Here is a 12,061-nt window from a genome sequence, read left to right as displayed (position 1 = left end):
GGGGCCGGCCTTTTTTGCGCTGGCGTTCTGCGAGGCGCTCAAGGCAACTCGCCACTGTGATAGACGTTCTGCACGTCATCCAGGTCGTCGAGCATGTCGAGCAGCTTTTCGAACAGGGCGACATCATCGCCTTCCACCGGTGTGGTGGTCTGGGGTACGAACTGGATCTCGTCGATTTCGAATTCCAGCTCGCCGAAGGCGTCGAGCAAGGCCTGCTTGGCCTTGGCATATTCGGTGTGAGGGGCGAAGACGGTGATATGTCCCGCTTCGTTCTCGATGTCGGTGACATCGACATCGGCTTCCATCAGCGCTTCAAGGGTCGCTTCCTCGTCCTCGCCATCGAAGGCGAGAATCGCGCAGTGGTCGAACATGTGGCTGACGCTGCCAGGGGTGCCGAGCTTGCCCTTGCACTTGGTGAAGCAGGTGCGAACATCGCCGATGGTGCGGTTGGGGTTATCGGTCAGACACTCGACGATGACCATGGCATTGCCCGGACCGAAGCCCTCGTAACGTGCCGGAGAGTAGTCTTCGCCACCGCCGCCTCTGGCCTTGTCCAGAGCCTTGTCGATGACATGTGCGGGCACCTGGGCTTTCTTGGCGCGCTCGATCAGTCCCCTCAGCGCGAGGTTGGCATGAGGGTCGCTGCCTCCCTGCTTGGCGCATACATAGAGTTCGCGCCCATATTTGCCGTATACCTTGGCCTTGGCATCCGACGTCTTGGCCATGGATTCCTTGCGGTTCTGGAAGGCCCTGCCCATTGCGTTGTCCTGTTGCCGCTAATGTTGTGCAGGATTCTACGAAACCGCAGGAGGTGGGAACAGTCTTATTTCGGCTTCCCGGAACGACTGCCTACACTGGTATGGCGTGCGTATCGAGCCGCGCGGGCATTCATGCCAGAGAATTCCTCGGAGAAGAGCCGTTGCCGGGAGAGCAACCATGGATCATCGGGCCTATCGTCATGCCCTCGCCACGACCCGACAGGGAAGCGAGTTGCCGTTTCCGCCGGATGAGTTCGAAAGGCGCCGCTTCGAGGTGCGTCGTCGGATGCGCGAGAGGGGCATCGAGGCGCTGCTGCTCACCGACCCGGCCGATCTGTACTATCTGACCGGCTATCACACCTTCGAGGTTTCGGTGCATGCCTGCCTGGTGGTGACCGGCGAGCGCCTGGTGCTGCAGGTGCCCTCGATCGAGACCGGGCCGGCGGTGGTCACCGCCATGGTTGACGAGATGCTCGGCTACCGTTGGGAGAGTCTCGACGAGGTCGTCGAGCCGCTGGCCGAGACGCTGTCCCCCCATGGCGTCATCGGTCTGGATACGTTCGGTGCCGGTTTGCGCTTCGGGGTGATCCGTGAGCTTCAGGCCAGGCTTGGAGCATCACGTTTCCGCGATGACGGCGGTGAACTGCTCGACCGGGTACGGATCGTCAAGAGTCCAGCGGAGCTCGAGTGCCTGCGTGAAAGCGCTCGAATCACGTCTCTGGGGCTAGGTGCGGCGGAGTCGATCATCGCGCCCGGCGTCACCGACAGCGATGTCGCGGCCGAGGGGGCCAGGGCTATGCTGGCAGCGGGAAGCGAGTTCATGAGCCTGCAGCCCATCGTGACCAGCGGACATCGTACCGGCACCATTCACGTCAACCACAAGCGGCGGACGATCGCGCCTGGCGAGCCGGTGTTCCTGGAGTTCGGCTCGGCCTTCCAGCGTTACACAGCCCCCATGATGAGGACGGCCGTGGCGGGCGATCCCAGCCGCGACATGCTGGCGCTCGGAGAGCTGTGCCGGGAGATCGGGGAAGTCCTGTGCGCGGCCATGCGACCGGGTAACACCTTCGACGAGGCGGCGCGTGCCGCCGAGGCGGTGCTGGCGCCTCACGGCGAGCAGGTATTCTTTTCCGGTGTCTTCGGCTATGCCGTGGGCGCCCAGTTCCCGCCGAGCTGGGTCGAAGGGACGGGCTTCATCGCGAGAGGGCAGATGCACGTGTTCGAGAGCGACATGGTCTTTCATCTGCCGCTTTGTCTGCGACGGCCGGGTGAGTGGGGCATCGGCCTGAGCGATACGGTCAGGATCACGCCCGAGGGAGGCGTGGCCTTGACCGACAATGACTGGCGCCTGGTGACGCCGTGCTGATCGAGGTCATGGCGGCATTCCCGAGCGAGCGCGATCCAGAGTATTGACCTCAAGTTAAGTTGAGGAACTACATTGCAGGCTTGCAGTGCCCGTCCTTCTTCATTCGAGAGTGCCGCTATGTTCCGCTACTTCGAGAATCTGGTGAATCCGTACCCCGAGGGTGAGCCTCGGGTGCCGCCGCGCGGGCTGTTGCCCTTCATTGTGCACTTCTCCCGGCCGGTGGCCGGCCTGCTGGTGGCCATGTCGCTGGCCACTGCCCTGGTGTCGGCTACCGAGGTGGTATTCTTCCACTACATGGGCGAGCTGGTCGACTGGCTGTCCGGTGCCGAGCGTGAAGGCTTTCTCGCCGAGCATGGCTGGCGTCTTGCCGGCATGGGGCTGCTGGTCGTCGTGGGGTTGCCCTTGCTGGTGCTGTTGCAGTCGCTGCTGACCCACCAGGGCATCTTCGGCAATTATCCAATGCTTGGCCGCTGGCTTTCACATCGCCACATGCTGCGTCAGAGCATGGCGTTCTTCCAGGATGAGTTTGCCGGGCGCGTGTCCCAGAAGGTCATGCAGACGGCGCTGGCGATTCGCGAGACGGTCATGAAGCTGATGGACCTGCTGGTCTATGTCGCCGTCTATTTTACCGGCGCCATGCTGTTGCTGGGTAATGCCGAGCCGTGGCTCATGGCACCGTTGGTGGTGTGGCTGGCGGGGTATGTCGGCATCATGTGGTTCTTCGTTCCGCGTTTGCGCGACGTTTCCATGGCCCAGGCCGATGCCCGTGCGCGCATGACCGGTCGAGTGGTGGACAGCTACAGCAATATCCAGACCATCAAGCTGTTCGCCGACACGCGCCGTGAGCAGGACTATGCGCGTGACGCCATGGAAACGTTCATGGTCACCGTGCACCGCCAGATGCGCCTGGCCACCCGGCTGTCGGTGAGTCTGACGCTGCTCAACTCACTGCTGCTCGTCGGCGTCGCCGCGATGGCGGTGGGCGCCTGGTACCTGGAGGTCGTATCCTTGGGCGTGATCGCGGTGGCCATCGGGCTGGTGATGCGTATCCGTTTCATGTCCGACTGGATTCTCTGGGAAGTGGCGAGCCTGTTCGAGAACATCGGCACCGTGCAGGACGGCATCAATACCATTGCGCGCACGCCGGCGGTGCTGGACGCGTCGGACGCCGGCGAGCTCGAGGTGCCGAGGGGCGAGATCCGATTCGAGGCGTTGCGCTTCGGCTATGACTTGCCTGACGGCGAGGCGCGACGCGTCTTCGATGGTCTGGACCTGACCATCGCGCCGGGTGAGAAGGTGGGCCTTATCGGTCGCTCGGGGGCCGGCAAGTCGACGCTGGCCAACCTGCTGCTGCGTTTCTATGATCTGCAAGGCGGCGCGATCCGCATCGATGGCCAGGACATCGCCGAGGTGACCCAGGAGTCGCTGCGTCGCTGCATAGGCATGGTGACCCAGGATACCTCGCTGCTGCACCGTTCGGTACGCGACAATATCCGTTACGGTAGCCCGGAGGCCAGCGAGGAGGCTATCCAGCAGGCGGTGCGCCAGGCCCATGCCGACAGCTTTCTCGATGACCTGATCGACCCGCAGGGGCGCCGCGGGCTGGATGCCCATGTCGGGGAGCGTGGCGTGAAGCTGTCGGGCGGCCAGCGCCAGCGGATCGCCATCGCACGGGTACTGCTCAAGAATGCGCCGATCCTGGTGCTCGACGAGGCGACTTCGGCGCTGGATTCCGAAGTCGAGGCGGCCATTCAGGAACAGCTCTATGCGCTGATGGAGGGCAAGACGGTCATTGCCATTGCACACCGCCTGTCGACCATCGCCATGCTCGATCGCCTGGTGGTGATCGACGAGGGCAAGATCGTCGAAACCGGAAGCCATGAACAACTGCTGGCTCGCGATGGACTCTATGCCGCGCTGTGGCGACGTCAATCGGGAGGCTTCCTGGGGCTCGATGCCTCGCAGTCCGCCGAGCAGGATGATTGTCGGTCCATGGAAGAAATAACATCATGAAAAGGAGATTTCCCTCATGAAACCGTCGCATGTCGATGACCCCTTGACGCTCAAGGTCGGCCATGAAGAGCTGGTCATTCGCCGACGCTATGAAACGCTCAGTATTGCCAATGACTTTCTCATTGCCATCTGGTTTCTCGTCGGCAGTGTGCTCTTCCTTTATCCCAGCCAGGAAACCCTGGCGGTCTGGATGTTCATCATCGGCAGCTTCCAGTTTCTGGTGCGACCAGCCATTCGGCTGGCCAGCCATCTTCATCTGCGGCGTATCCCTGATAGTGAATGGCAGCAGTGAAGAGGTCGGTTTAACAGGGAGGAAGGAAGGTCGCAGGCACCCCCGCGAAAGGTATCGAGAGGGTCGGCCGTGGTCTGCAATGTCGGGTGGTTTGACGGTATCCTGACGCCTGAAGGTGGGGAAAAGGTAAAGCAGTACCATGACAATAAACAGGGATACCCTCGATGGCGTATCGGTCGGCATGTGCCTCGAGCATTATCAGGCGAGGAAAAGAGCATCGCACTCGGTCAGAAAGGTTTCATGCGGCGGCACACTCATGATGTCACTGATGTTGAGTAGCTGTGCCGGAGCGGAGAGCGGCGATGGCTTTCCCGACCCGGATGACGCCTACATACGGGGAGGTATCTTTGAATCGCCTCAGGCGATCAGATCGGTTCAGCCCGGCATGACGAAGGACCAGGTTCGGCACTTGCTGGGGAGTCCTCATTTCGCCGAAGGGCGGCTCAACGCTCAGAGGTGGGACTATCTGTTCGATCTCAGTGGCGACGCTCGCCCTGGTACCGGGATGTGCCAGTTCCAGCTGACGTTCGATGGAGCGATGCGTGTCGAGAAGACCCGATGGCGGACGGCCGAGTGCGCTGTGCGCTATTCGGCCATTCAGATCGAACCGCTCGAGAGCGATGACATGGGGCCGCGCTACCACCTGCCCGTCGTCGGGATGTTCTCGGAAGAGGGGCGCTTGACCGCTGATGGGCGCCAGGCGCTGGAGGAGTTCGCACAGATCCTGCAGCGTGATTTCCATGCCCCGATGCTGGTCATTGGCAGCTATCCCGAGCCTGGTCGCTATCGTGCTCAATGCGAGGCTGTCCAACGCTTCCTGAGGGCTCGGGATGGTGAGGCGGTCGGCCGGGTATCACTCACCTCGGAAGACATCGCCTCTTGCCGGGGACTCGATGTCGACGATACCTGTCTCGATGATCAGGTCGTCATCGCCATCCAGGCGCGTTGAGGGAGGCGGTCTCCAGCGGTGGCCTAGTGTCGTTCGTCGTCGATGTCTTCGTCGAGCGGCTCCAGTTCGACAGGAAAGGTCAGCAGGAAGCGGGTGCCGACCTTCTCTGTGCTCTGGCACTCGATGGTGCCTCCATGGCATTCCACGACCGATTTCACCAGCGACAGCCCCAGGCCGTAGCCCGCTGACAGGCTGGCGCCGGAGCTGCGTTGGTAGCTGTCGAAGATGTGTGGCAGATCCTGTTCCGGGATGCCGACTCCCTGGTCCTGGATCGAGAGGGTAATGCGTTCCGTTGAAGCCTTGGCCGTGATGGACACCCGGGTATCCGGTGGACTGTACTTAATGGCGTTATCCAGCAGGTTGAACACGGCTCTCAACAGGTAGGCGCGGTCACCTTCCATCGGGCACTCGTCCTCGATGTCGCTCTCGATGTCGATGGATCGCTGTCTCGCCGCTGGCCAAGCCTGATCGATGGCTTCCAGAACCACGTCCGACAGCAGCACAAAGCCCTGGTTCATGGCGCCAAACTCGGCCTTGGTCAGTTGCATGAAACTGTCCGTCAGCGTCAGTGCATTGCGTGCCTGCTGCGCGATGCGGTCGAGCAGCTCCGCTTCTGGCAACGGAGACGACGAAGTGCGTTGCAGCTGGGTCAGGGCCAGTATGCTGGATTGTGGCGCCTTGAGGTCGTGCGACAGGAAGCGCAAGAGGCTGGCACGTTGCTCTTCGGCCTGTCGTTCGCTGGTGACATCCACGAGCCCGACCAGCCAGCCCACTTCGAAGGCATCGGCAGCGGTCACCAGTGGCGAGACCTTGAGATGATAGTGGCGTTCGTCAGCGCCCTGATAACGCGTATCGTCGAGTGCGCCGAGTGCCTCGTTGCCTTCCTTGACCGGCCTGGCGGTGGGGTGGGTCTCCGGCGTCATGATGTCCAGTAGATCATGCACCGATGCGTCCTGGGCGATGCCGTACGATCGGAACAGCCGCTTGGCCTGGGCGCTGGAAAGAATGATCCGGCCCTGCATATCCACCACGAGGGTCGCGATGGGCATGGAGTCGATCGAGTCGGCAATGAACTGACGAGTATTGTGCATGCGCGTGATGGCTCCCTCGAGCGAGAGGAGCCGCTGATGCAGCCTGAGTCCCCATTTTGTGCGTGCCGGGTTGGGGGCGGGCTCGGGAATGAGGCGGGGCACCGTCTCGAGCCGAGCGATTTCCTGCTGGAACCAGCGCAGGGCCGCGGCTTGGCAGCGCCAACTGATGAGAATGCATGCGGCGAGGACCGAGCACAGGCCTGCCGTGATCGGCCACCACCAGCCCATGGCCAGCAACCCCCAGGCCCCCAGTAGCATCATGACCAGAATGACCAGGGTCAACTTGGCCATATGACGAAACTTGAATGCCCAGACCAGAGCCAGGAAAAGCCATAAGGAAAGGAGGGAAAGCAGTGACGCGAGCCACTTGGGCATGTCCTGAGTGATGTTGCCTTGCATCAGGCCATCCAGCAAGTTGGCCTGAATCTCGATGCCGGGCATGCCGCCTTTGGCGCCTCCGTAGGGGGTGGGGTGATGATCGCCCGGGCCCTTGGCGGTAGCGCCGACCAAGATGATGCGGTCTGCCAGCAATGAGCGGGGTACGCGGCCTTCGAGGATGTCCACATAAGAGACCTGTGGATAGTGGGAGGTCCCGCCCCGATAGGGAATGCGGATCTCATGCGCATTACCGTCATGGGACATGAAAGGGGCAAGCGTGTCGGCAGGTTCGATCCGTTCTTGCGCAATCAGGTCTTGATAGAGTCGCAACGTCAGTTGGGGAATGTGGTGTTCCCACAGGCGGATGCGGCGCACGACGCCATCGGCATCCGTTCGGATATCGATATGCCCGATGCCCCGGGCGGCGTCGCGTAGCAGGTCGGTGGGGAACAGGCCACGGAGACCCGAAGGGTCGTCTTCGGCCTCGACATGAAACATGGGCAGGAAAACATGGCCATGGCGCTCGAGGGCCTGGGCAAGACGTTGGTCATGGCGACTCTCCCATGAGGGTTCGGTGAACACGACATCGAAGAGCACGGCACTGGCACCGCTCTCGGTCAGACGATCCAGGAAGTCCGCGTGCATATCGCGTGGCCAGGGCCATTGGCCCAGGGCTTCCAAGCTGCGTCCGTCAATGGCAGCAATCAGGAGGCTGTCGTTCGGTGGGTGTGTCTGTGTCGTCAGCAGGCGATCATACACATAGGTATCGGCTAGCCAAGTGTGTTGCCCCGCCCACCAGGTGAACACGGTCAACAAGGAGCCGATCAGAAGCCAGGTACGGGTCAGATCTCTAAACAGGCTATGGCTGGCGTGCGGCACCTTGCCTCCCGGAGGCCACCACGGCGGAGTAGTCCGCGAGCTCCCCGCTCGTACCGGATACCAGCAATCGCCAGAAGAAGTCGTCTGTCGGCAGGTTGCACAAGGTAACGCCCTGACTCGTCGCGAATGATCGGTTCATGAAAGGTTCACTGAACGTGGCATCTTCGGACAACTGTAGGCGATATTCCAGGCGAGGGATACGGGTCCAGTGGAACTTGTAGCCATCGTCGATGACTTCCAGGCTCGCCTCGATCGGACGATGCAGGATCAACTGACGATCTTGGTGGCCTTCGATGCCGAGGGAGTCGAAAGCCGAGCCTCGCACGTAATAGAAGCCTTGCGGTACCGAGTCGAAAATGATGGTGGGCGAGGTGTCACGCTTATCGTGAATGATGCTTCGAAAGTTGGGGTCTCGAGCCAGTTGCACATGATAGGCCACGGCACCTTCCACCTTCGACAAGTTGATCTGCAGTGATCGGTCGAAGGGCTGGCCACCCTCCTGCACGGTCGGGGCCGGGAGCAATGCTGCCGTTTGAACGGGCGACGCCGCGCTCGAACGAGCTCCCTGGCCGGCGGGGACGCTGATGGTTTGTCCTTCATGGCTCAAGGCGACCTCGCCTGCCAGAGTACTGACGAGAGTGGCGTCATCGACATAGGTGACTCGAAAGTGGGTGCCGCGCACCCCAATGATGCTCGTCGGCGTCTCGATACGCAGCACGTCAGAGTGGTCGTGTTGCGACGGTACATTGGCTTCCAGTTCGCCGCGCTCCAGATACAGCCGTGTACCGTTGCGGCCCTGTCGCTTGACGACGATCCGGGAGTTGGAAGGCAAGACCACATCCTCTCCATGGGGCAGATGTAGAGAAACGAAGGACTCGTTCGCGGTTTCCACGATATCGCCGGGGGCGATGGTCATCCCTTTGCGCAGTGGAATGCGTTCGCCATCGTCCTCGACCAGCCAGGCGGTACCTTTCCGATGACTGACTTCAGCGGCCAGCGGGGGCAGAGAGGGTAGCTGGGGCGCCAGGCCGGGCTGCATGTACCGGGGGCCTCGATTTGATTGGCTTCTTGAAGGAGGGGCCACGCTTTGGCATCGCCGAGATACTCCTCGGACAAGTGCCATAGGGTATCCCCTGGTTGCACATAGTGAATCTCGCTTTGTGCTGGCCTGGTCTGGGTGCTCTCATCAGCCTGTGCTATCCCCAGTAGAAAAGTTATGCCCAGAAGTAATGAAGTCCTTTTTTTCATATTCCCTTCCTTCAAGAAGGTGAGGCGTCAGTATGCCAATTGTCAGAAGGTTATGACTTGGTAGATTTCAGGAATGGTAAGGTAACTGGTCTGGTAGCGAAATGTTTTTTGTCATTTTTTAACAAAGTTTAATCTTGTCTGGTTTTGGATGAGCAGTTGGTGAAGTGAGGTGTTCATCATGAAGAAGGGGGCGAAGTGCGGTGAGGAAAGAGTTGTTTAACAAGACGGAAGCAGGGTGGTTTGTGCTATATGATGAATATCAGGGTCTTTTGATGTTGAAGCGTGGGTTTGTTGTCCAGCTTGCGGAGTTTTCTGGCAGTCATGGGTGTCGTAGGGGATTGATGGGTAAAGTGTCTTTTGCCTGTAGAGCATGTGGTGCTTGCCGTTTTGGATAGTGACGAATGAGGGGGGGGGCGATGACCGCTTTTCGGGATCTTTTGAAGATGTGTAACGCTCTTAGCTCAAGGTGTTCTAGATGTCTTTGAATTTAAGGGAAGTGGTTAAAAGTCGTTAAAAAGGAAATGGTGTGGCCTTTATCCAATGCTTTGGTCATGTTGATGCCTGTGGAAAGATGGCAAAAGACGTGCTGCTGTACGTCGCGTCAATCGCCTGGAAGATCAGACAGACCGGCGGCGATATGGCACTCAGGAGAGTTCGGGTGCGAGTTCCTCGAGCCTGCCTCCCGCTCTCAATCCATCCAGTGCGTACACCGATCATTTTTATGTTATGGTAGGATAATTTTATGAAAATGGGTGTTTTTCATTTCTTCATCTTTCATGGATTAACACTCGGGCAGCCATTGCCTACCATGATGATGTCATAGGTTCGCCTATGGCCCCCTGCTCTTGCCTGGCCCCGTGCCAGGCTTTTTTATTTTGCGTGAAATTATCTATTTTTTGGTAAAGTGTCTGGGTGTTTCAATGTGTAACGAATTGGTTATACTGTGTGATGTTCATGATGAGTGAAGAATCGTGAAGTTTACACGTGGGGAGTTGCACCTTGATATTCATAGCCATCCTTGAGGACGACCCTGTATGTCTCGATCAGCTATCGAGTCTGTTGGAAGCGGCGGCGGCGCAAAGCCGAAAGGGGTGGCGTGTCGATGGTTGGGAGAAAGGGTGGCATATTGATTGCTATCAGGACGCGAGGACTTTCATTCGCGGCATCAAGCTTCGAACCTATGACCTCGTTCTTCTCGACTGGATGCTCCCGGACCTGAGCGGTCCCGAGGTTCTGGCCTGGCTGGACGAGTACTTTCTGGTGACTCCGCCCGTCATCATGGTCACTCACCGGGATTCAGAGCGGGATGTCGTCGAGGCCCTGAAGGCTGGTGCGGAAGACTTCATCAGCAAGCCGTTTCGTTCCGAAGAGCTGGTGGCGCGCGTATTGACGACACTGCGTCGCCATCACGTGGGGAGCAAGCATCGCTACGAGCCTTTCAGCCATGGCGATCTCACCGTATATCCCAAGGAAGAGATCATCACGAGCCATGGCGAGCCCGTGAAGTTGACCTATCAGGAATATCGACTGGCACTGCTGCTGTTACGCAACCTGAATCACCCCTTAAGTCGCTCCTACCTGTATGAGACGGTCTGGGGACAGGAGGAGAGCCCCATGTCCCGGACGCTGGATGTCCATATCTATCGTCTCAGGAGGAAGTTGGGGCTGAATGCCGAGAATGGCTGGAAGCTGTCCTCCGTATATCGCTACGGGTATCGTCTTCAGAGGCTGAAGGAAGATGAATGAGTCGATAAAGGCACCATGAAGTGCGTCACAATGGTCAGTTTCCGCCCTTTCGGGTTGCCAGACACCCGGATGGGAGAGGCGGCATCGGGCATCGAATGACGGGCTCTGAACCAAGGTGCACCCGGCGTGGTACTCTCGAGAGCGTGGATATATTGCGCCTGACGGCAAGGGGACGGCGAAGAAGCGGAAAGCCGCCATGCGGACGGCGTCCTCGCGCTGCGTCAGGACGATGTGAATTTGCCAAGGGAGCCAGCCATGTCGATCTGCGATGCTTTATGCCAGCAGCTCGGTATCCGTTATCCGATCATCCAGGCGCCCATGGCGGGCGTTTCCACGCCGGCACTGGCGGCGGCAGTCACCGAGGCGGGGGGATTGGGCTCGCTGGGCCTGGGAGCTTGTGGTGTGGACCGGGCCAGGGAGCAGATTCGCGCGACTCGCGAACTGACGAATGGTCCCATCAACGTCAACCTGTTCTGCCATCGCCCCGCCGACCGCGACGCTGGACGTGAAGCCGACTGGCTCGATCATCTGGCGCCGCGTTTCGCCGAGTTCAATGCCCGGCCACCAGAGGCGTTGCGGGAAATCTACCAGAGCTTCGTCGGTCATGACGCCATGTTCGAGATGCTGCTCGAGGAGCAACCGGCGGTCGTCAGCTTCCATTTCGGGCTGCCGGGTCGCGAAGTGGTGCATCGCCTGCGCGAAGCCGGCTGCATGACGCTGGCTTGTGTGACCTCTCTCGAAGAGGCCGAGCGAGCCGAGAGCGAAGGCGTCGATGCCCTCGTTGCCCAGGGAGTCGAGGCTGGCGGGCATCGGGGAGTGTTTGATCCGGAACGCGATGACGGCATCGGCACTTTGACGCTGGTTCGGTTGCTGGTAGCGAACAGCCGCCGGCCGGTCATCGCTGCCGGTGGCATTATGGATGGTGCCGGTATCGCAGCCGCCTTGCTACTGGGAGCCTCGGCGGTTCAGCTCGGCACGGCCTTCGTGCTCTGCCCGGAATCCGCCGCCGATGCCGCCTATCGCGAGAGGTTCAAGTGCGAAGGGGCGAATCACACGCGTATTACCTCCTCCATTTCCGGGCGCCCCGCGCGCGGATTCGTCAATCGCCTGCATGAAGCTGCCGGCGACCCCGCACCGCCCGACTATCCCGTGGCGTATGATGCGGCCAAGGCGTTGCACGCGGTAGCCGGTGCCGTCGATAACCATGATTTTGCACCGCATTGGGCGGGGCAAGGGGCTCCTTTGGCCCGGGAATTGCCAGCGGCTTCCCTGATAAAGGCGTTGGTAGAAGAGTGGCGCAATGCGGCAGTATCTGATCGATCCATGGTTTGATGTGAGAGA

General features: G+C 60.1%; 9 protein-coding genes. 6 read left to right on the top strand and 3 right to left on the bottom strand.

The genetic code is table 11. The annotated features are described in order from the left end of the window. Window positions 1-38 precede the first annotated feature (38 nt). Window positions 39-758, bottom strand: a complete 720-nt coding sequence (locus tag A9O65_RS01535) for a YebC/PmpR family DNA-binding transcriptional regulator (protein WP_064699133.1) — start codon at window positions 756-758, stop codon at window positions 39-41. 178 nt (window positions 759-936) lie between these two features. On the opposite strand from A9O65_RS01535, the gene A9O65_RS01530 reads away from it, so the two are divergent. From A9O65_RS01530 to A9O65_RS01515, 4 genes are all read left to right on the top strand, one after another. Further along, window positions 937-2,124: a M24 family metallopeptidase gene (locus A9O65_RS01530; protein ID WP_064701147.1), complete on the top strand. Its 1,188-nt coding sequence runs from the start codon at window positions 937-939 to the stop codon at window positions 2,122-2,124. A 117-nt stretch (window positions 2,125-2,241) separates the two neighbouring features. Further along, a complete protein-coding gene (locus A9O65_RS01525) occupies window positions 2,242-4,137 on the top strand; it encodes an ABC transporter ATP-binding protein (protein WP_064701146.1) in 1,896 nt (631 codons plus the stop codon). 16 nt (window positions 4,138-4,153) lie between these two features. After that, window positions 4,154-4,429: a YrhK family protein gene (locus A9O65_RS01520; RefSeq protein ID WP_064699136.1), complete on the top strand. Its 276-nt coding sequence runs from the start codon at window positions 4,154-4,156 to the stop codon at window positions 4,427-4,429. 256 nt (window positions 4,430-4,685) lie between these two features. Further along, window positions 4,686-5,378 (top strand): outer membrane protein assembly factor BamE, encoded by a 693-nt coding sequence (locus A9O65_RS01515; RefSeq protein WP_175473454.1) that lies wholly within the window; start codon window positions 4,686-4,688, stop codon window positions 5,376-5,378. Window positions 5,379-5,401: 23 nt separating this feature from the next. Here the strand turns inward: A9O65_RS01515 and A9O65_RS01510 are convergent, their stop codons facing one another. Both A9O65_RS01510 and A9O65_RS01505 read right to left on the bottom strand, forming a co-directional pair. Then, window positions 5,402-7,726: a CHASE2 domain-containing protein gene (locus tag A9O65_RS01510; protein ID WP_064701144.1), complete on the bottom strand. Its 2,325-nt coding sequence runs from the start codon at window positions 7,724-7,726 to the stop codon at window positions 5,402-5,404. Continuing rightward, window positions 7,707-8,765, bottom strand: coding sequence for a FecR family protein (locus A9O65_RS01505; RefSeq protein ID WP_064701143.1), 1,059 nt, complete (start codon window positions 8,763-8,765; stop codon window positions 7,707-7,709). The genes A9O65_RS01510 and A9O65_RS01505 overlap by 20 nt, the downstream gene beginning before the upstream one ends. Window positions 8,766-10,033: 1,268 nt before the next feature. Here A9O65_RS01505 and A9O65_RS01500 point away from each other — a divergent pair. Both A9O65_RS01500 and A9O65_RS01495 read left to right on the top strand, forming a co-directional pair. Next, window positions 10,034-10,720: a response regulator transcription factor gene (locus tag A9O65_RS01500; RefSeq protein WP_254783105.1), complete on the top strand. Its 687-nt coding sequence runs from the start codon at window positions 10,034-10,036 to the stop codon at window positions 10,718-10,720. 255 nt (window positions 10,721-10,975) lie between these two features. Beyond that, on the top strand, window positions 10,976-12,052 hold the full coding sequence (locus A9O65_RS01495; RefSeq protein WP_064701142.1) for an NAD(P)H-dependent flavin oxidoreductase: 1,077 nt from the start codon (window positions 10,976-10,978) through the stop codon (window positions 12,050-12,052). Window positions 12,053-12,061: the final 9 nt, after the last annotated feature.

Source organism: Halomonas caseinilytica, from assembly GCF_001662305.1.
GTDB classification, from domain to species: Bacteria; Pseudomonadota; Gammaproteobacteria; order Pseudomonadales; family Halomonadaceae; genus Halomonas; species Halomonas caseinilytica.
The sequence above is the reverse complement of the archived record's forward strand: the minus strand, read 5'-3'. Positions and strand labels throughout refer to the sequence as shown.

What these genes read in the sequence shown, in the direction of transcription:
- A9O65_RS01535 (WP_064699133.1), bottom strand. Translation starts at nt 758, where the DNA reads ATGGGCAGGGCCTTCCAGAACCGCAAGGAATCCATGGCCAAGACGTCG.
- A9O65_RS01530 (WP_064701147.1), top strand. Translation starts at nt 937, where the DNA reads ATGGATCATCGGGCCTATCGTCATGCCCTCGCCACGACCCGACAGGGA.
- A9O65_RS01525 (WP_064701146.1), top strand. Translation starts at nt 2,242, where the DNA reads ATGTTCCGCTACTTCGAGAATCTGGTGAATCCGTACCCCGAGGGTGAG.
- A9O65_RS01520 (WP_064699136.1), top strand. Translation starts at nt 4,154, where the DNA reads ATGAAACCGTCGCATGTCGATGACCCCTTGACGCTCAAGGTCGGCCAT.
- A9O65_RS01515 (WP_175473454.1), top strand. Translation starts at nt 4,686, where the DNA reads ATGATGTCACTGATGTTGAGTAGCTGTGCCGGAGCGGAGAGCGGCGAT.
- A9O65_RS01505 (WP_064701143.1), bottom strand. Translation starts at nt 8,765, where the DNA reads ATGCAGCCCGGCCTGGCGCCCCAGCTACCCTCTCTGCCCCCGCTGGCC.
- A9O65_RS01495 (WP_064701142.1), top strand. Translation starts at nt 10,976, where the DNA reads ATGTCGATCTGCGATGCTTTATGCCAGCAGCTCGGTATCCGTTATCCG.